The organism is Streptomyces sp. SID14478 (genome assembly GCF_010548525.1).
In the GTDB taxonomy this organism is placed as follows: Bacteria; Actinomycetota; Actinomycetes; order Streptomycetales; family Streptomycetaceae; genus Streptomyces.
Genome location: NZ_JAAGMG010001269.1, coordinates 1 through 19,949 on the forward strand (window position 1 = coordinate 1; position 19,949 = coordinate 19,949).

13 protein-coding genes and 2 pseudogenes are annotated in these 19,949 nt (G+C 71.2%); 13 read left to right on the top strand and 2 right to left on the bottom strand.

Translation table 11 applies throughout. The features are described 5' to 3' along the window. The 7 genes and pseudogenes from G3I40_RS40590 to G3I40_RS40620 form a co-directional block, all read left to right on the top strand. On the top strand, positions 1 to 1,169 hold a 1,169-nt coding region (locus tag G3I40_RS40590; RefSeq protein ID WP_164305217.1), incomplete at its 5' end, for a thioesterase domain-containing protein. A 5-nt stretch (positions 1,170 to 1,174) separates the two neighbouring features. Next, positions 1,175 to 2,260 (top strand): cytochrome P450, encoded by a 1,086-nt coding sequence (locus G3I40_RS40595; protein WP_164305215.1) that lies wholly within the window; start codon positions 1,175 to 1,177, stop codon positions 2,258 to 2,260. Between the two features lie 9 nt (positions 2,261 to 2,269). Next, the gene (locus tag G3I40_RS40600) at positions 2,270 to 3,538 is read left to right on the top strand and encodes an activator-dependent family glycosyltransferase (RefSeq protein ID WP_164305213.1); all 1,269 of its coding nucleotides are present in this window, start codon (positions 2,270 to 2,272) and stop codon (positions 3,536 to 3,538) included. 205 nt (positions 3,539 to 3,743) lie between these two features. Next, positions 3,744 to 6,197 carry a glycoside hydrolase family 3 C-terminal domain-containing protein gene (locus G3I40_RS40605; protein ID WP_164305211.1) on the top strand — a complete coding sequence of 818 codons (2,454 nt, stop codon included), beginning with the start codon at positions 3,744 to 3,746 and terminating at the stop codon, positions 6,195 to 6,197. Then, a complete protein-coding gene (locus tag G3I40_RS40610; RefSeq protein ID WP_164305209.1) occupies positions 6,194 to 7,207 on the top strand; it encodes an aldo/keto reductase in 1,014 nt (337 codons plus the stop codon). Before G3I40_RS40605 ends, G3I40_RS40610 begins: the two co-directional genes overlap by 4 nt. Before the next feature lie 63 nt (positions 7,208 to 7,270). Continuing rightward, a complete protein-coding gene (locus G3I40_RS40615; protein ID WP_164305207.1) occupies positions 7,271 to 8,083 on the top strand; it encodes a methyltransferase domain-containing protein in 813 nt (270 codons plus the stop codon). Positions 8,084 to 8,095: 12 nt separating this feature from the next. Then, positions 8,096 to 8,803 (top strand): annotated as a pseudogene (locus G3I40_RS40620) (methyltransferase domain-containing protein); the annotation flags it as partial. A 54-nt stretch (positions 8,804 to 8,857) separates the two neighbouring features. Here G3I40_RS40620 and G3I40_RS40625 read toward each other — a convergent pair. Further along, a pseudogene (locus G3I40_RS40625) lies at positions 8,858 to 9,613 on the bottom strand (asparaginase domain-containing protein); the annotation flags it as partial. 118 nt (positions 9,614 to 9,731) lie between these two features. Between G3I40_RS40625 and G3I40_RS40630 the strand changes: the two are divergent. Further along, positions 9,732 to 10,181, top strand: a complete 450-nt coding sequence (locus G3I40_RS40630; RefSeq protein ID WP_164559832.1) for an Lrp/AsnC family transcriptional regulator — start codon at positions 9,732 to 9,734, stop codon at positions 10,179 to 10,181. 119 nt (positions 10,182 to 10,300) lie between these two features. Here G3I40_RS40630 and G3I40_RS40635 read toward each other — a convergent pair whose 3' ends face one another. Next, positions 10,301 to 13,633 carry a S8 family serine peptidase gene (locus G3I40_RS40635; protein ID WP_343245181.1) on the bottom strand — a complete coding sequence of 1,111 codons (3,333 nt, stop codon included), beginning with the start codon at positions 13,631 to 13,633 and terminating at the stop codon, positions 10,301 to 10,303. Positions 13,634 to 14,171: 538 nt separating this feature from the next. On the opposite strand from G3I40_RS40635, the gene G3I40_RS40640 reads away from it, so the two are divergent. From G3I40_RS40640 to G3I40_RS40660, 5 genes are all read left to right on the top strand, one after another. Then, the gene (locus G3I40_RS40640; protein WP_343245182.1) at positions 14,172 to 16,430 is read left to right on the top strand and encodes a DUF6571 family protein; all 2,259 of its coding nucleotides are present in this window, start codon (positions 14,172 to 14,174) and stop codon (positions 16,428 to 16,430) included. Positions 16,431 to 16,436: 6 nt separating this feature from the next. Further along, a complete protein-coding gene (locus G3I40_RS40645; RefSeq protein WP_164559834.1) occupies positions 16,437 to 17,450 on the top strand; it encodes a hypothetical protein in 1,014 nt (337 codons plus the stop codon). Between the two features lie 88 nt (positions 17,451 to 17,538). Then, a complete protein-coding gene (locus G3I40_RS40650) occupies positions 17,539 to 17,952 on the top strand; it encodes a hypothetical protein (RefSeq protein WP_239092235.1) in 414 nt (137 codons plus the stop codon). 316 nt (positions 17,953 to 18,268) lie between these two features. Beyond that, positions 18,269 to 19,363, top strand: a complete 1,095-nt coding sequence (rsgA, locus tag G3I40_RS40655) for a ribosome small subunit-dependent GTPase A (RefSeq protein ID WP_164559835.1) — start codon at positions 18,269 to 18,271, stop codon at positions 19,361 to 19,363. Positions 19,364 to 19,621: 258 nt separating this feature from the next. Beyond that, on the top strand, positions 19,622 to 19,949 hold a 328-nt coding region (locus G3I40_RS40660; RefSeq protein WP_275410315.1), incomplete at its 3' end, for an Ada metal-binding domain-containing protein.

Genomic DNA, 19,949 nt, shown 5'->3' on the forward strand with positions numbered 1-19,949 from the left:
GCCTGCCCGCCGACGCCGCCCCGGACCCGGGCGGCCCCGGCCCCACCTGGCGGGAGCGGCTGTCCGGGCTGCCCGCCGACGAGGCCGAGGCGACGCTCGCCACCTGGGTCCGCGCGCAGGTGGCGGCCGTGCTCGGACACCCCGACCCGGAGGCGGTCCCGCCGCACCAGCCCTTCACCGAGCTGGGGTTCGACTCCCTGACGGCGGTCGGGCTGCGCAACCGGCTCCAGGACGCCACCGGTCTCGCCCTGCCCACCACCCTCGTGTTCGACCACCCCTCCGTCACCGACATCGCCGCGCACCTGCGCCCCCTGCTCACGTCCGGGACGCCGCACACCCCGGCCGCCGCCGGGGACGGCGGCATGCTGCGCACCCTCTACGAGCGGTCCGTGCGGGAAGGCCGCTTCGACTCCTACCTGGACCTGCTCGGCGAACTGGCCGGCCACCGGGACCGGTTCGAGGGCTCCGAGGACCTGGCCGCCCCGGTCGACCTCGTGGAACTGGCGACGGGGCCGGGAGAACTGCGCATCATCTGCTGTGCCGGTACGGCGCCGGTGGCCGGACCGCACGAGTTCCTGCGCATCGCCGGCGCCCTCAAGGACCGGCTGCCGGTGTCCGCGCTGCCGCAGCCCGGCTACGAGCAGGGCGAGCAACTGCCCGCGTCGCTGGCGGCGGTGCTCGGGGTCCAGGCCGACGCCGTCCTCAAGTCCGCCGACGGCCCGTTCGTGCTCGTCGGACACTCCGCCGGCGCCTTGATGGCGTACGCCCTGGGGACCGAACTCGCCGACCGGGGCCGCCCGCCGCAGGGCATCGTCCTGATCGACGTGTATCCGCCCGGACAGCAGCAGGCGGTGCACGGCTGGCTCACCGAGCTGACCGAGACGATGTTCGGCCGCGAGGGGGTGCGGGTGGACGACACCCGGCTCACCGCCCTCGGCGCCTACCACCGCTTCACCCGCGACTGGCGGCCGCGGGCCCTGGCCGTACCGACGTTGCTCGTCCGCGCCACGGAGGCGCTGGGGGAGTGGCCCGAAGGCGAGTCCTGGCAGTCCACGTGGCCGTTCCCGCACGAGAGCGCGGACGTGCCGGGCCATCACTTCTCGATGGTGCAGGAGCACGCCGGGGCCGTCGCCGACCGCATCCACACATGGACAGGAAACCTGGCATGACTGGCATGACAACCACAGACCGCAGCCGGCTCGGCAGCCGGCTCCAGATGGCCCGCGGCTGGTACTGGGCCTTCGGCGTCAACGGCGACCCCTACGCGATGCTCCTGTGCGGCCAGGACGACACACCGGGCCGCTGGTACGAGCAGATCCGCTCGGCGTCCGACGGGCCCTTCCGCAGCCGCTCCGGCGCCTGGGTCGTGACCCGGTACGCCGCCGCCTCCCAGGTCCTGCGGAGCCCGGGGTTCACCCGGGCCGCGGGCGAGGCCGCCGCGGACTGGGCGCAGCCGTTCCTCGACGTGCGCGCCGCCGCCGGGCCGCCCCCCGCCGGTGTCGACGAACTGGCCCAGGAATACCGGGAGTCGGCGAAGAGTTCCGGGCAGCGCTTCGACCTGATGGGCGCCCTGGCGCGCGAGATACCGGTGCGCGGCCTCCTCGCGTACCTCGGCCTGACCGGAGCGGACGCGCACCGCGTCACCGCCCTGCTGCGGTCGAGCGCCACGGCGCTGGACGCCCGGCTGACCCCGCAACTGCTGGCCGTGACCGAGGAGACCGTGGCCGCACTGGCGTCCCTGCGTCAGCAGGCGGGCGCCGAAGGCGTGTGGGCGAGTGCTGCCCGCGAGATGGCGGCCAACGCGGTGGGCAACGCCGTGCTCGCCACGCTCCGCACCCCGGGCCTGGCCCGCCGTCTTGCCGACGACCCTGCCCTGGCCGACCGCATCGCGGCCGAGACGCTGCGCACCGCGCCCCCGGCCCATCTGGAGGTCCGCCACGCCACCACCGGGCAGACGGTCGAAGGGGCCAACATCGCCGCGGGAGACGAGGTGGTGGTGGCCGTCGCGGCGGCCAACCGCGACCCGGAGGTGTTCACCGAGCCCGACCGGTTCGACGTGGACCGCACCGCCACGCGCCCGGCCCTGACCTCGGGCCTGAACCACCCGGACGGACTGGACGAGTTCGCCGCCCGGCACGCCGCCGCCGCGCTGCGCGGCCTCGCCGAGACGCTCCCCGACACGGCACTCGCGGGCCCCGTGGTCCACCGCCGCCGTTCGCCCGTACTGCGGGGCATCAGCCGGTGCCCGGTCGAGATCTAAGGACTTCCGATGAAGATCGTCTTCTCCTCCATGACGAGCAAGACCCACTTCTACCCCCTCGTTCCGCTCGCCTGGGCCTTCCGCGCGGCCGGGCACGAGGTCCGGGTCGTCGGATCACCGGGGCTGACCGAGATCACCACGGCTGCCGGTCTCACGGCGGTGCCCGTGGGCCAGGACGTGGACCTCGCCGGGCACATGAGCGCGGTCGGCGAGGACATGATCAAGTACGTGCGGTCCCTGGACTTCGCCGACGAAAGCCTCGCCAACGCGAGTTGGGACCACCTGCTGGGCATGCAGACCGCCCTCACCCCCAACCTGTTCGCGCTGATGACCCCCGACTCGCTGATCGACGGGATGGTCGACTTCTGCCGCACCTGGCAGCCGGACCTGCTGATCTGGGAGCCGTTGACCTTCGCCGCCCCGCTCGCGGCCAAGGTGACCGGCGCGGCCCACGCGCGCCTGATGTGGGGCCCGGACGTCACCACGAAGTCCCGCCGCGCCTTCCTGGACCTGCACGGACAACAGGAGCCCGAGCACCGCGAGGACCCCTTCGCCGAGTGGGTCGCCTGGACCCTGGACCGCCACGGGGTGCGGATGGAGCCGGGCGACGCCGAGGAGATGGCCTCCGGGCAGTGGAACATCGACCCCGTGCCGGCCAGCATGCGCCTCGACCTGGGCCTGCCGACCGTGGGCATGCGCTTCGTCGACTACAACGGCCCCGCCGTCGTACCGGACTGGCTGCAGAAGCCGCCGACCAGGCGCCGGGTGTGCATCACGCTCGGCGTCGGGGCGCGCGACAGCGGGATCGAGGTCATCGGCACCGAGGAGCTCCTGGAGGCCGTCTCCGACATCGACGCCGAGTTCGTCGCCACGCTCGACGCCCACCAGCTGGAGTCGGTCGCGCGCGTCCCCGACAACGTCCGCACCGTCGACTTCGTCCCCATGCACGCCCTGCTGCCCACCTGCGACGCGGTCGCCCACCACGGCGGCCCCGGCACCTGGCACACCGCGGCCGTGCACGGCGTGCCGCAGGTGCTGATCACCCACGGCTGGGACACGGGCGAACGGGGCCGGCTGTCCGAGGAAGCGGGAATGGCCGTGTCCCTGCCGGTCGAGGAACTGACGGTCGAACGGTTCAGGGAAAGCATCGTCCGCGTTCTGGAGGACCCCGCATTCCGTGCCGGCGCCGCGAAGGTGCGCGAGGAGATCCTGTCCGAACCGGCGCCGACGGAAATCATCCCCGTGCTGGAGCGGATGACCGCGGCACGCAAGGCGTAAGGCCGGCGCCCCGTTCCGCGGTTTCACAAGTTTCACAAGGAGAATGCCGCGCCGAATTCCCCGGACTTCGGCGCGGCTTCGCAACTCACTAGTGCCCGGCTTGAGTTGGGCACGAGGCGCCTTGTGGTGCGCACAACGATCTCGCTAGCGTCGCCGCCGTCGCAATTTCTTGGCTACGGAGACGCCACATGCCGGGGAGAGGGAAATGAAACGACGAATATGGGTGCCCTCCGTATTTCTGACGGTTCTGGCGCTGCTGAACCTGGGGGCCGCCCCGGCGGCTCCCGGCCGTACGGACAGCCGCGCCGATGAACTCGTCGCGCAGATGACGCTGGACGAGAAGCTCTCGTTCGTGCACTGGGACTACTCGACCACGGACCCGACGGCCCTGGTCTACCTGCCGGGCGTACCGCGCCTGGGCATCCCGGAGGTGCGGGCCACCGACGGCCCGGCCGGCGCGACGATCCACCGGCCGTCGATCGCGATGCCCGCCCCCGTCAGCCTCGCCTCGTCCTTCGACGAAGGCCTCGCCCAACAGTACGGACAGGTGCTCGGCCGTGAGGGCCGGGCCTTCGGCGTGGACGTGATCTACGCGCCGATGGTCAACAGCATCCGGGTGCCGCAGGCAGGACGGAACTTCGAGACGTTCAGCGAGGACCCGCTCGTCACCGGACGCACCGCGGCCGCCGAGGTCAAGGGCATCCAGAGCCAGGGCCTGATGGCGACGGTCAAGCACTACGCCGCCAACACCCAGGAGAACAACCGCATGGGCGTCGACGTCAAGGTCGACGAACGCACCCTGCAGGAGACCGAGATCCCCGGCTTCGAAGCCGCCGTCAAGGCCGGCGCCGCCTCCGTGATGTGCGCCTACCCCAAGGTCAACGGCGAACCGGCCTGCGGCAACGGGCACTTGCTCAACGACATCCTGCGCGAGCAGCTGCACTTCCAGGGCTGGGTCACCTCCGACTGGCTGGCCACGCAGAGCACGGACGCCCTCAGCAAGGGGCTCGACCAGGAACTGGGCATCGACTCGACCGTCGCCATCCCGCCCGGCGGCGAGGTCCCCGGCGGCAAGTACTTCGGCGACACGCTCAAGAAGGCCGTCACCGACGGCACCGTCCCCCTGGCGGACCTCGACCGCGCCGTGACCCGGATCGTCGGACAGATGGAGCGCTTCGGCCTCCTCGACGAGAACCCGGCGCCGCGGCCCGAGCGCGACGTCGCGGGCGGCACGAAGGTGGCCGAGAAGGTCGCCGAGTCCGGCGCGGTGCTGCTGCGCAACGAGGACCGGGCGCTGCCGCTCGACGCGGCCACGACCGACGACCTCGCGGTGATCGGCCCGACGGCCAAGGAGCCCAAGGTGACCGGCCTCGGCAGCTCCTACATCGTGCCCGACGCGGCCACCCCGCCGCTGGAGACCATCACCAAGAAGCTCGGCGCCGGCGCGCACGTCTCCTACGCCGAGGGCGAGGCGCTGGAGGGCGAGCCGATCCCCGCGTCCGCCCTGGAGCCCGACTTCACCTCGGGCACGGTCCTGGACCCGGCCCAGGCAGGCGTCATCTACGACGGCAAGCTGACGGTCGACAAGGCCGGGCTCTACCGCATCGCTGCCCGCGTCACCGGCGGCAACGGCGCCATCCAGATCGACGACAACGCACCCATCAGCATCGGCGAGGTGTTCGGCAAGCTCACCAGCGTCCCGCTGCAGCTGAGCGCCGGCACGCACACCGTCAAGATCAGCGGCGGTGCGGTCGTCGGCAAGCCGATGACCCTCGACCTGCGCTGGGTGACCCCGGCCAAGGCCCAGGAGTCGATCGACCAGGCCGTCGCCGTCGCCCGCAAGGCCTCCACCGCGGTGGTCTTCGCCTACGACGACGGAGCCGAGGGCAGCGACCGCACCTCCCTGTCGCTACCGGGCCGCCAGGACGAGCTGATCAAGGCCGTCACGGCCGTCAACCCGCACACGATCGTCGTCCTGAACACCGGGTCGTCCCTCACCATGCCCTGGCTCGACAAGACCCAGGCTGTCCTCGACATGTGGTACCCGGGACAGGCCGGGGCCGAGGCCACCGCCGACCTGCTGTTCGGTGACGCCGAACCGGGCGGCCGGCTCTCCCAGACCTTCCCCGCCTCCGAGCAGGCGACCCCGGTCGCAGGCGACCCCGAGCGCTACCCCGGCGTCGACAACGTCGTACGACAGACCGAAGGCATCTACACCGGGTACCGCTGGTACGACCACGAGGGCGTCGAGCCGCTCTTCCCGTTCGGCTACGGCCTGTCCTACACGTCCTTCGCGTACGGGGAGCAGAGCGTCAGGCGCACGGCCGACGGCCTCGACGTCGACGTGACGGTGCGCAACACCGGCAAGCGGGCGGGCAGCGACGTGGTCCAGGTCTACCTCGGCCCCAGCCCGAAGCTCGCACTCGACCAGGCGGACAAGGCGCTGGCCGGGTACCAGAAGGTCGAGCTGAAGGCCGGCGAGTCCCGCCGCGTACGCATCCACGTCGCCGAACGCGCCCTGCAGTACTGGGACACGGCGGCCGACGGCTGGAAGCTCGCCGGCGGCGAGCGCCGCGTCCTGATCGGATCCTCGTCGCACGACGTCCGGCTCACCGCGAGCGTCCGGGCCGACCGGCCCGCCAAGGGGAAGCGCCCGTGAGTGGCGGCGACGCCCCGGACCCGGCGCCGTACGTACGCCTCGGCCGCCTCGCCACCCAGGTGAGCCGGCTGTGGCTCGGCACCGTCAACTTCAGCGGCCGCGTCGAGGACGACGACGCGCTGCGGCTGATGGACGAGGCGCTCGACCGCGGCATCAACTGCGTGGACACCGCCGACATCTACGGCTGGCGGGTGCACAAGGGACACACCGAGGAACTGATCGGGCGCTGGCTCGCCCAGGGCGGCGGCCGCCGGGACAACGTCGTGCTCGCCACCAAGGTCGGCGGCGAGATGAGCGAGCGGGTCAACGACGGCGGCCTGTCCGCCCGCCACATCATCACCGCCTGCGAACAGTCCCTGCGCCGCCTCGGCGTGGAGTGCATCGACCTCTACCAGATGCACCGCATCGACCGTGCCGCACCCTGGGACGAGGTGTGGCAGGCCATGGAACACCTCGTGGCGAGCGGCAAGATCTGCTACGTCGGCTCCTCCAACTTCGCGGGATGGCACATCTCCGAGGCGCAGGCGAGCGCCCACCGCCGCAACGCGTTGGGCCTCGCCTCCGAACAGTGCCTCTACAACCTGGCCGTCCGGCATGCCGAACTGGAGGTCCTGCCGGCCGCCCGCCACCACGGCCTGGCGACCCTCGCCTGGTCACCGCTGCACGGCGGTCTGCTCAGCGGCGTCCTCGACAAGCTGGACTCCGGCACCGCCGTCAAGTGCGCCCAGGGGCGGGCCCAGGCGCTGCTGCCGGCGCTGCGCCCCGCCGTCGAGAAGTACGAGGCGTACTGCCGCAGCATCGGGGAGCACCCCGCCGAGGTCGGCCTGGCCTGGGTGCTGTCCCGGCCGGGCATCACCGGCGCCGTCATCGGACCGCGCACCGTCGGGCACCTCGACTCGGCGCTGCGCGCCGGTCGCCTGCGCCTCGACGACGGCCAACTCGCCGCGCTCGACCGGATCTTCCCGCCGGTCGGCCGGGGCGGCCCGGGGCCCGAGGCCTGGGCCGACTGACGACCACCACCCGGATTCCAGCACCGTGACCACGACGCGACCACGAGACGAAGGACGGACCGAATGACTTCCGGAGCGCAGGCGAACGAGGAGACCGTCGAGGACAAGGTCGTCGACTTCTACGACAACTTCACCGAGACGTTCAGGGACATCTGGGGCGACAACCTCCACGTCGGCTACTGGCTCGACGAGGCCGACGACGCCCCCATCGAGAAGGCCACCGACCAGCTCACCGACCAGCTGATCGCCCGCCTCGCCCCGCAGCCGGGCCAGCGCATCCTCGACGTGGGCTGCGGCGTCGGCGAGCCGGCCTTCCGGCTCGCCGGGGCGGCCGACGTCGAGGTCGTCGGCGTCTCCATCAGCTCGTACCAGATCGGCCGCGCGGGCGAGCGCGCCCGCGAGCGGGGCCTGGCCGAGCGCGTCGGCTTCCGCCACGCGGACGCGGCCGAACTCCCCTTCCCCGACGCGTCGTTCGACGGTGCCTGGGCCTTCGAGTCGCTGATCCACATGCCCGACAAGGAGAAGGTCCTGCGCGAGATCAAGCGCGTGCTGCGGCCGGGCTCGACCCTCGTCCTCGCCGACATGTTCAGCCAGCCCGACACCGAGCTGACGTTCCAGGACATCATCACCAGCCCGCAGATGGACGACTACCGGGCCGTCATCGAGCGGGCCGGACTCGTCATCAAGGAGTTCACCGACGTCACGGCCAACACCCTGGCCCCGCAGGCGGTCCGCGAGAGCATCGCCGCCGCCCTGCTGGCGCGCAAGGACGACGTCATCCAGATGACCGGCCCCGAGGAGTTCGAGCGGATGGTGGACGGCGTGCGCGTCCCCCAGTCCTACGGCTACCTCCTCGCCACCGTCACCACGGACTGAAACGGGCAGACGATGATCATCACTCAGTGCCGCGTGTGCGGCAATCACGAACTGCTTCCGGTGCTCGACCTGGGAGACCAGGCGTTGACCTGCGTCTTCCCCAAGAGCCTCGACGAGAAGGTGCCTTCGGTCCCGCTGGAGCTGGTGAAGTGCTCGCCCGGCGGCTGCGGCCTCCTGCAGCTGCGGCACACCCCGGACCTCGGCCTGATGTACGGCGAGGGCTACGGCTACCGCCCCGGCATCCGCCCCTTCATGGTCAACCACCTGCGTGGCAAGGCCGTCGCCGCCGCCGAACTCGTCGGCCTGCAGGCGGGCGACATCGTCGTCGACATCGGCAGCAACGACGGCACGCTGCTGCACCAGTACCCCGTCGAGGGACTGCGACTGGTCGGCATCGACCCCTCGGGCGAGAAGTTCCGCGAGCACTACCCGCCCGCGGAACTGATCGCCGAGTTCTTCACCCAGGAGGCCTTCACCGAGCGGTACGGCAAGCAGCGCGCCAAGGTCGTCACGACGACCGGCATGTTCTACGACCTCCCCGACCCCCTGCGCTTCATGCAGGACATCCACGCGATCCTCGACGACGACGGCATCTGGGCGACCGAGCAGAGCTACATGCCGTCCATGCTCGACGCCAACGCGTACGACGTCGTGTGCCACGAGCACCTGGAGTACTACGGGTTCCAGCAGATCGAGTGGATGGCCGAGAAGGTCGGCTTCACCGTCCTGAAGGCCGAGGTCACCGACGTCTACGGCGGCAGCCTCTACGTCACCCTCGCCAAGAACCCCGGCCGTCACCCGCGCGACGAGGCCTCCCTGGTCGCCCTGCGCGCACGCGGCGAGAGCGGCCTCGAACAGGGCCGGGTCGGCGTCGCTGTGGTGCATCACGATGTCGACGCGGGGCGTGGGGGAGCCGTCGCGCGGCACCGGGAGCGGCGCCGGGCGCAGCGGCGTGGCGCGGATGTCCACGCGGCCGAAGCCGAGACGGCCGAGCGGCCCCGCCGACGGATCGGTGAACGCGTGCGCGGCGAGCGTCTGCGTCTTCACGGTGCCGCGGGCCGGGAGCACGGTCCCGTCGAACACGACGAGGACGCCCAGGTCGCGTACGGAAGAAGCGACCTGGATCGCGTCGTACATATTGCCGGGGCCGTCCCCGTCGGTCGCCCCGAGCGGTTTCTGCGCACCCGTGAAGACCACCGGACGCGGGTCGTCGTGATGCAGGTCGAGCAAGAACGCGGACTCCTCCAGGGTGTCCGTGCCGTGGGTGACGACGATGCCGTCGACGGCCGGGTCCGCGAGCACCTCGCGCACGGTGCGCAACAGCGTCAGCTGGCGCTCGCTGGTCATCCGCGAACTGTTCACGTTGAACAGGTCGACGACCTCGACCGCCACCCCGTCCGGCACCGCGGCGCTGGCCAGGACGGTGTCCCCGCCGGCGTCGGCGGCGTAGCCGGTGCCCTGCCAGCGGCTGGCTATGGTGCCGCCGGTGCTGATGAGGGTGACGCGCTTGGGCGCGTGGGTGCGTTCCATGAGGCTGCCTCGTTCGGGTTCACTATGTTCGATCTTCCGCAAGGATAATTCGGAAAGTCCGCAATCGGATTGCGAATCATGGCCGACCTTGGGGGTGAACGTGGCGCATAATTGCGTCATGGACCGGATCGACTTGAATATCTTGCGTGAGCTCCAGCATGACGGCCGCCTCAGCAATCAGGAGCTGGCCGCACGGGTGGGCCTGAGCCCGTCCCCCTGCATGCGCCGGGTGCGTCAGCTGGAGGCGGACGGAGTCATCCAGGGCTACCGCGCGATCGTGGACCCGGAGGCCGTCGGCCGCGGCTTCGAAGTGCTCGTCTCCATCGAGGTGCGCCGCGACCGCGCGTCGGTCGAGGCCTTCGAGCACGCCCTCCAGGACATCCCCGACGTCATCGAGGCGTACCGCCTCTTCGGCAGCCCCGGCTGTCTGCTGCGCATCGCGGTCGAGGACCTGGCCGCGTACGAGCGCCTGTGGATCGAGCGGCTCACCACGCTCGACGGCGTCACCGAGGTGAACTCGCAGATCATCATGAAGCGCGTGAAGGAAGCGCGGGGCCTGCCGGTGTGAGGGGGCCCGGTCGCGAGGAGCGGTTCCTGGGCAGGAACGACCGACGGCCGGACACCCGGTGGGGGTGCCCGGCCGCAGGCTTTGCCGACTGCGTCAGCGGGTCGGTCGCGTCCGCCGTGTCAGCGTCCGAGGAACGCGTTGTGCACGGTCACCTTCGAGACGTTGTCCTGCTTGTCGACGACCTCGGCGCGCAGCGTGACGCCCTTGCCCTGGGCCGGCGCCTTCAGCGACGCCTTGCCGTGCGTCACGGTCACCTTCTGCCAGGTGGCGCCGTCGTCGTACGAGGCGTCCACGGTCAGGGACTTGAGGTTCTTCCCGGCCGCGGCGCCCTGGATCTCCACCGGCAGGGAGATCTTCTTGCCGGCCTTGGCCCGCGACTGCAGGTCGAGGGCGGGGTGGAAGCGGACCACGGAGGCCGGCACGGTCTTGTCGCCGTCCTTCGAGCGGAAGGTCCAGCTCGCGTCGATCCGCGAACCGACCGTGCCGAGCTTCGGATCACGCGAGCTCGTGGTCGCCAGGGTGTACTCGTGCTCCTCGGCCGGGACCGCGAAGGACTGGTACGACAGCGGCTCGTCGTTCTCGGTGATCACCTTGCCGTCCTGGGCGAGGCTGGTGTGCCCCACCTCGCCCTCGACCGTCCCGGTGTGGCCCTGGCCGTCGTCGAAGAGCCCGAGGAACGCGTAGAGCGTGTTCTGCGAACGCACCACCGACTTGGCGGCCTCCTCGTCGATCACGGGACCGAAGACGCCGGTGTTGAAGTCCTCCCGGTAGGTGCTGCGCGGCCGGTACGTCGCGAAGCTCACGCCGTACCGCGCATCCGTCAGCTGCCAGCCGCTGGGCAGGATGTCGCCGAGCTGCTCCATGAAGAGGCTCCACTGGGCCCCGTCCGCCGTGGACAGGTACAGCCGCTGCGTGCTCGGCGCGGCCAGCGGCATCCGGCCGGCCGCGTAGCCCTGAAGGGAGTCCTTCAGCGTCGGCACCGTCGCGAGGTACGCGTCCTTGCCCGGCGCGGCCTCACCGAGACCCACCTTCACCTCGGCCAGGCCCTTGCGGGTCTCGTGCCGCTTGTACCCGGTCGCGATGCGGTCGGCGGGTCCGCCGTAGACCAGGGAGTACTGCGTGGCGTCGCCGACGGTGAAAGCCGCGTCCCACACCTCCTGGAGCGAACCGTCGGTGACCTCGGGACCGAGGTGGGCGGAGCGCACGTTCTCGTACGACGGGAGCTGCCAGGCCGACTGGTAGTCGGTGTAGCCCTTCGTGACCGCGAAGCCCATGTACGCCTGCTGCGCCTCGGCCTTGCGGTCGGGCACCGTGATGTCGACCGGCTTCGCGGTGCGGGCGTCGAGGGTGACCTTCTGGTCCTTGTCGACGACCAGCTTGGGCTGGGCGATCCAGTCCGTGCCCTTGGTGGTGTCGTCGCGGTCGGTCACGATCATGCCCTGCACGCTGTACTCGCCGATCGGCAGCCGCACCGACGTGGCGGCGCTGTCCTCGTCGAACGCGAACTCCTGGCCCGCGGCCGAACCCGTCAGGCCCTTCACGTACGTCTGGAAGTGCGGGGCCGCGTTGCCGTCCCGCCCGATGTGGCTCAACTCGACCTGGTACGAAGCGACTTCGCGCTCCACGGCGAACGCGGTGCGCACGGACTGCTCCGCGCCGCTGGCGACGACGGCGCCGCTGTACTGTCCGTCGGCCGCCTCGACCTTGGTGTCGGCGCCGACGGTGGCCTCGGCCGTCCCGCCCGCAGGAACCGTGATCTTCGCCGGGCTGACCGTGAACATGCCCTCGGGCGCGGCCTTCGCGTCCGGGCCCGTGCCGCTCGCGGTCAGGTCGAGGGTGACGTCCGCGGTGCCCGTGTTGCGGTAGGTCAGGGTCCGGGTCAGCGGCTTGTCGTCGTCGTGCGGCCAGGCTGCCGTGCCGAAGTTCAGGGAGGTCTGCTCCGCGTACACGCCCGTCTTGATCGCGTGGTCCACTTGGATGCGGCCGGAGCCCTGGTCGAAGGCGGGGAACCCGGTGTCCTTCGTGGAGCCGGTGAGGACGCCCTTGAGCTGCGCGCCCTTCCAGTCGGGGTGCTGCTGCTTCAACAGGGCGGCGGAGCCCGCGACATGAGGGGTCGCCATCGACGTACCGGAGATGGTGACGTAGCCCTCGGGGTTCTCGCCGTACTCACTGGCGATGGCGCTGCCGGGGGCGGACGCGGCCGTGATGTCCACGCCCGGCGCGGTCACGTCCGGCTTGATCGCGCCGTCACCGATGCGCGGGCCGCGGCTGGAGAAGTCGGCCATCTTGTCGTCGCTGTCGACGGCGCCGACGGTGAGCGCGCTGTCCGCGGAGCCGGGGGAGCCCACGGTGCTCGCGCCGGGGCCCTCGTTGCCCGCGGCGATGGCGAACAGGACGCCGTCGGTGTCGCTGTAGTGGTCGACCGTCTCTTCGAGCGGGTCCGTCTCGGTGGTGTCCGGGCCGCCCAGGCTCATGTTGACGATGTCGGCGCCCTGCGCGACGGCCCAGTCGATGCCGGCGATGATCTCGGACTCGCCGCCGCTGCCGGTGTCGTCGAGGACCTTCGCCTCGATGATGCTCGCGCCGGGGGCCACGCCCTTGTACTTGCCGCCCGACTTCGCGCCGGAACCGGCGATGGTCGACGCCACGTGGGTGCCGTGTCCCTGGTGGTCCAGGTTGTCGGGCGACGTGGAGAAGTTCTTCCCTGCGACCACCTTGCCTGCCAGGTCCGGGTGGTCCCCGTCGACACCGGTGTCGACGACGGCGACCTTCACGCCCTTGCCGTCGAAGCCCGCCTGCCACGCCGCGGGGGCCCCGATCTGCGGGACGCTGACGTCGAGTTGGGCCTTGACCGTGCCGTCCAGCCAGATGTGGCCGACGCCCGAGGCGGTCCGCGCGACATCGTTGTCCGAGCGCGTCAGGGACTTCCACAGCGCGGGCAGATCGGCCGCCGGCGTCGTCACCGCCTCGGCGTTCAGGGCCTTGAGGCGGTGGCGGACCTTGGTGGCACCGGCGTCGCGCACCTCGGCGCGCGCGGTGGACGCGGCGCCCTGGTAGCCGACGATGACCCGCAGACCGTTCTGGTACGCGGTGCGGGCGGCGGCCGTGTCCAGCTGGGCGGCGTCGAAGAGCCGCTCGTCGAGCTTGCCCTCGCTGATCAGACGCTGGGCGTCGAGCGGGACGACGAGGGAGCGCTTGCCGTCGTTCGCCACGTGCACGGGTATGTTCTCGCGGCCCGGCGCGGGGTCGAACCCGGTGACGCGCCCGTCGCTCACCAGGGCGGTGTCACCGGTGATCAACTGCACGCGGTGCGTGGTCTGTTGCTTCTTCGCGGACGGGGCGGTCGGCGTAGGATGCCCGGCGGTGGCCGGGGTCCAGGCGCCCGTGGTCATCGCGGCGACCGCGGTGGCGGCCGCGGCGACGAGGGCCGGTCGTGAGACGAGTCTTCGCACATCAATCCTTGGGGATGGTCGGGCTGCAGGGCCTGTAGCGGCATCGCCCCTGGGGTACGGCCAGTAGTGGTATACCGCTAGCTTGTGCGAGCCGCAGTATTCATGCAGGCGTTGCCCGAGACAAGAGCCGCTCTCCCCGCGAACCTGCTTTTTACCTGGCCGTCATCGCGGCGCCGACGCGGGAAGCCGCTGCCGGCGGAAGCGGTTCGCGCGCCGTCGCCGACGGCCTGTCGCCCGCGCCGTGTGCCCGCCGGACGTCATGCACCAGGCCGTTGGGCGCGCCCGACGTATGCCGAGCGGTCTGCCGGTATCGGCGACGTGGCAGCGGACAACTTGTGCTCCAACTCCAGGGAATCGGAAGAGAGTTGACTGTCCCTCTCCGTCGGGTCGCGACCGCCGTACGAGCCGGGGCCCGTGGGTGGCGGACCGTCAGGGTTGCGTTATGACTCCGGGCCCGTGCTGTGCGGCGGGGGTAGCCTCGAAAACGCCGAAATGATCACTGCCGGGGGGTGCGGGCGTGCCGAGCTATCACGAAGTGGTGACCACTGACCTGTCGACGCTCACGGCGGCGGCGGAGAAGTGGGACGCCATGGCGAAGGACCTCCACGACAACGTGGAGACGGCCTACCGCGACGACGTGCACGGCATCTCGCTGGGCGGGCCGCTGTGGAACGGGCTGAGTGCGACGGCGGCCAACGCGCGCTTCGACGTCACGCTCAAGGAGATCCGGGCCGCCCAGACCGAGGCCAAGGCGGTCGCTTCGCTGTTGCGTGACGCGCACACTCAGTTCGTCGAACTGGAGAGGGCCGTCGAACGAGCCCGTGACGACGCCGTCAAGGCGGGTATGAAGGTCTCCGGCCGGGGGACGTGCCACTTCGACTTCTCGAAAGTCAGCGAGCAGGAAGCATTCGCCCTCCACCACGACCCGGACCTGCGCGCCACCGAGATGTCGTGGACCACGCACATCGACGCGGCGGTCAAGGCGGTCGACGACGCCGACGAAGGCGTCAGGATCGCGCTGAACGCGGTCGTCACGGACAGCGATCCGCTGCACGGGATGCCGGGTGGCTTCAACGCCGGTGCGAAGGGCGACGTCGAGGTCTACGAGGCCGACCAGGTCGAGGACATCGCCCATCGCGTCGCCGACGGCAAGAAGGTCTCGGCAGCCGAGATGGAACAGCTTCAGCGGGCCCTGCGCGACAACCACGCCGACAAGGCATTCGGCCAGGAACTGCTGCGCGACCTCGGCCCGCACGAGACGATCAAACTGGGCAACGAGCTCAACGAGCGCCTCCAGGACGCCGACGGCTCCCAGAAACTCCGGCTCGCCGAGATCGAGAAGAACCTCGCCGACTCCATGGCCACGGCGACCGCGGTGCCCGGCAGCGTGAAGGACATGCCACCCGGATCGCCCGCCTTCCACGCGTGGTTGAACGGCAAGGACGGAGCGTTCTACAAGGAGTGGACGGAGGGGATGAAGAAAGAGGGCACGAAGAACTTCGGCCCCCGCACCAATCCCCAGTACGGCTACCAGTCCTACGTCAGCCTCATGCAGCACGCGGACCAGGACTTCGACGACCAGTTCCTGTACGACCTCGGCGACCAGACCATCAAGGCCGAGAAGGACCACCCGGGCATCTTCACCAAGTGGGGCCCCGGCCACGACGGCATCGAGACGGACGCCGTCGACGGAGTCCTGGACCTGATGAGCCGCAACCCGGACGCGGCGACCGCGTTCCTCGACCCGGCCGGCAACGGCTCGGGCGCCGACCACGTCGGCAACGATCACCTGAAGTACTTGGCGGGCAGCGGCGACGGCGCCCGCGAGTGGCCGAAGAACACCCTCACCGGCTACGGCGTCACCGACCTCGACGACCCGACCGGCCGGACGGGCCTCGGCAGGGCGCTGGAGGCGGCGGCCACCGGCCACGAACCGCTCGGCGAGGGCGAGTCGGGCGGGAAACCCGGGCCGCACACCGCCGCGCAGGCCCGTGTCATGCAGAGCACGATCGAGGTCCTGGACGACGGCGCGGGCGGCGAAGACGTCCACGCCAACCTCCGCAAGCCGCTCGGCCACGCGCTCGCCGACTACGCGATGGACAACCACGACATCCTCGCCGAGAACGGCACCAAGTACGGCAGCCCGCACGGCAAGGACGGCATCTGGACGGACGGCGACGACGCCGGCATCACCGTGGGCAAGGACAGCCTCCTGCGGGTCATGCGCGGCGTCTGCGCCGACGACCAGACCTACGCACTCCTCCAGGACACCCAACGGCAGTACGCCATGGACCAGATGACCCGCGCCCCGGAATCCGCGGGCAGCGGCAACGACGCCTGGAAGAACCCGGCCCGTGACCTCGGCGCCGTGACCGGCGCGATGAACTCCATCGGCTCCGACGTGATCCTCGACGAGCGCGACGGCAGGATCAGCGCCGCCAACGACATGGCCAAGTACGCCTACCACGGGGCGGGCGCCCCCGTCACCGGCCTGCCCGTCCTCGGGGACACGGCACAGCGCCTCATCGACGCGGGTACGTACGAGTGGGCCAAGGACGTGGCGGACGCGGCCGGTTCGCAGGCCCAGGAGCAGAACTCCGACCACTACTCGTCCGGCATCAACAGCACCTACGACATGATCGACCAGTGGGCCGCGGACCGCGGCGTGGACGTCGACGACGAGAACAACTCCCGGCACGACCCGGACTGGGACGCATGGCAGGCGATGCGGGACGAGGCGAAGCAGTCGTACGGGACCTCGCGCGGTGACGCGGCCGTCTATCTGGGGTGGGAGTAAGGGACGTTGAAGCGGCAGGAGACACATTCCCTCGATGCGCCGGCTGCGCAGGAGGCTCCCCGCGGACGTTCTCGGCGGCGCCGCGTCCGGGTCACCGCTGCGGCGGCCGCGGTCGTTCTGCTGGGCGGGGCATTCACGTACTTCAACACGAACGTCCTCAACTCCGGGCGGATCTGCCACGGTTGGGCGAGCCCGCAGGAGGCCGGAGCCGCCCTGGGCGGCGGCATCGGCCGGGTGTCGGCCTCCGAGGACTCCGCCTCCAGCTGCACCGTCGAGGTGGAGAGCTGGCTGCCCGGTCGGACCAAGAAGTTGAACCTGCGCGCCGAGGCGGAGCCGTCCGGCTTCCCGTTCTCCAAGGGTGCGTGGGAGATCTCGGGTGCCCGACACGTCCTGTCCGGCGGGACGCACGGCGCGTACGACGCCTACGGCGGCTGGGCCCTGCTGCCGACGGCCTGCGAGAACGCCGCGACCGCAAGCGGCACCAGCCCCGCCCTGCGCGCCGCCGTCATCGGGAAGAGTGCGCGGGGTGACGCCGACGGCATGCGCCGCCTGCTGACCTCGGCCGCCCGTGCGCGCGCCGACTCGACGGACTGCACCGCATCGGGTCACGCCGACGGCGCCACCCGTTCCTCCGCTCCCTCGACCGCCGGCGCGACGGACCTCGACGCGGTGTGCGGCATCAACGGATTCAGGCTTCCCGGCGCGCAAAGCCCCCAGGGCCGACGGATCGACGAACAGGTCACCGGGACGCTCCGACAGGGCCTGTACTGCGACCTCACCTTCGAGGGCGAGGAGAAGGGCGCCTTCGCGCACCTCGCGGTCGTCAGCGACCCGGCCCTCGTCGCAGCCCTAAAGGGGCGCGACTTCACGCGTGCCCGGTGCGACGGCAAGGAGACCGTCCTCGCCTACGACCTCAGGTACTTCGGCGCCGCCGAGCGTGCGGCGACGCATCTGCCGGACGCGGCAGGGTTCAGCAAGGCGTTCGACGACGCGGCGCGCACGGCACTGTCCTGCCGCTGACGTCGGGCAACACAGAGAGCACAGAGAGCACAGAGAGCACAGAGAGCACAAGGAACACAGGTATCTGATCCAGGGGAGGCAGCGCACGATGAGCGACGAGGGGATGCGGCTGAATCACGTTCCGACGGACCCGGGCCGAGGCGGAACGAGCAGCGGCCCGCCACGGGGCCCGTACCTCGCCTCCACACCGGCAGAGAAGAAGAAGGCCGCCAAGTCCATCGAGGAGACCATCGAACCGGGCACGCGCAGGGCGGGCGATCTGGCGGACGAGGCCACCGGCGCCGCGGTCAAGGAGTTCGGTCCGAAGGACGAGCACGGATGGCTCACCTCGGGCGCCCTGAAGACCGCGCACGACACCTGGGGCGACCAGATACAGGCCCTGATGAACCGCCTGGGTGGCGAGAAGCAGTCCCTGCGCTCCGCGAACACCGTGCTCGGCGGCACCGACGTCCAGGTGGGAGCGAACTCCCGGCGCGTCCCGTCGCCGCTAGACGGCTACTGATCCCTGCGTGTCTCGACGGCTACTGATCCTCGTGTGTTCTGCCCGCTGGAGCCCGCCCCTCCTCACCGGAAGCGAGCGGGATGCTCGGAAAAACGGTTGGCGTGGGCGGGGCGGTGCGCGTAGCGTCTGCTGCGTCCACCGGGCGACCACGTGTCGCCGTGACCCGCGTGAGTTCTGTTGGAGGTGTCGACCGATGACTGTCGTCGAGCTGGGCGTTGCCCGCATCCGGAAGTTCGTCAAGTCCACCTCCGTGGCCGCCGGCTGAGCCGATCCGCTCCTTTCCCTGTGCCGGGGCCGCCCTTCGAAGGGTCACCCCTTGTCCTCCAGTTCTGATCTGTCCGTCCTCGCCCCGTACGGCTGGGACACCCACTGGGCCGACGCGTTCGCCCCGTACGCCGAGCGCGGCCTCGTGCCCGGCCGGGTGCTGCGCGTCGACCGCGGGCAGTGCGACCTCGTCACGCCCGACGGGACCGTGCGCGCCGACACCGAGTTCGTCGTCCCGCGCGACCCCATGAAGGTCGTCTGCACCGGCGACTGGGCCGCGGTCGACCCGGAAGGCGCCGACCCCCGCTACGTCCAGGCGTATCTGCCGCGCCGCACCGCATTCGTGCGCTCCACCTCGTCCAAGCGGTCCGAGGGGCAGATCCTCGCCGCGAACGTGGACCACGCGATCATCGCGGTGTCCCTGGCCGCGGAGCTCGACCTGGGCCGCATCGAGCGGTTCCTGGCCCTGGCCTGGGAGTCCGGCGCGCAGCCGCTCGTCGTGCTCACCAAGGCGGACCTCGTGCCCGACCCCGTCGGACTCGGCTACCTGGTCTCCGACGTGGAGACCACCGCGCCCGGCGTCCAGGTGCTGCCCGTCAGCGCCCACGAAGGCGACGGCACCGACATCCTGCGGTCCGTCGTCGCGGGCGGCACCTCCGTGCTGCTCGGCCAGTCCGGCGCCGGGAAGTCGACCCTCGCCAACGCGCTGCTCGGCACCGACGTGATGGACGTCCAGGACGTCCGGGACGCCGACGGCAAGGGCCGGCACACCACGACGACCCGGAACCTGTTCGCGCTGCCCGGCGGCGGTGTCCTCATCGACACGCCGGGTCTGCGCGGCGTCGGCCTCTACGACGCCGAGGCGGGCGTCGGCCAGGTGTTCGCGGAGATCGCCGAGCTGGCGCGGGACTGCCGGTTCCAGGACTGCGCGCACACCGTGGAGCCCGGCTGCGCGGTGCTCGCCGCGCTCGACTCCGGGGCCCTCCACCAGCGCCGCCTCGACAGCTACCGCAAGCTGCTGCGGGAGAACCGGCGGTTGGCCGCGCGGACGGATGCCCGGCTGCGCGACGAGATGCGCAAGGTCTGGAAGCAGCGCGGGGCCCAGGGCCGGGCCGCCATGGAGGCCAAGCGGGGGCGCCATATGTAGGGGGCGGTGCCGGTTCGTCGGCGGGTACCGCGCCGTCGTGGTTGATCGCGCAGTTCCCCGCGCCCCGGAAATGCAGGCGCCGCGCGCCGCATTTCCCCGATGAAGGCCCAGCGGCGAAGCCGCAGGCCTTCCAGGGGCGCGGGGAACCGCGCGATCAGCCCCCGCCGGACCCGAGGGCGGCCGCGAACCCCAGTCGGCAGCGCCATGTCCGATTCCCGCCAGCTCCGAGCGGAACGCAGGCGCACACTGGGGAGCGTGATGATCGACGAGGACACGCGGTACCAGGCCGTGCGCAGCCGGGACGCCCGGTTCGACGGGGAGTTCTTCTTCGCCGTCCAGACCACCGGGATCTACTGCCGCCCGAGCTGCCCCGCGGTCACCCCCAAGCGGCAGAACGTGCGCTACTACGCCTCGGCCGCCGCCGCGCAGAGCTCCGGTTTCCGGGCCTGCAGGCGGTGCCGGCCGGACGCCGTGCCGGGGTCCGCAGCGTGGAACGTGCGGGCCGACGTCGTCGGCCGCGCGATGCGGCTCATCGGGGACGGCGTCGTCGACCGCGAGGGCGTCGGCGGGCTCGCCGTGCGGCTCG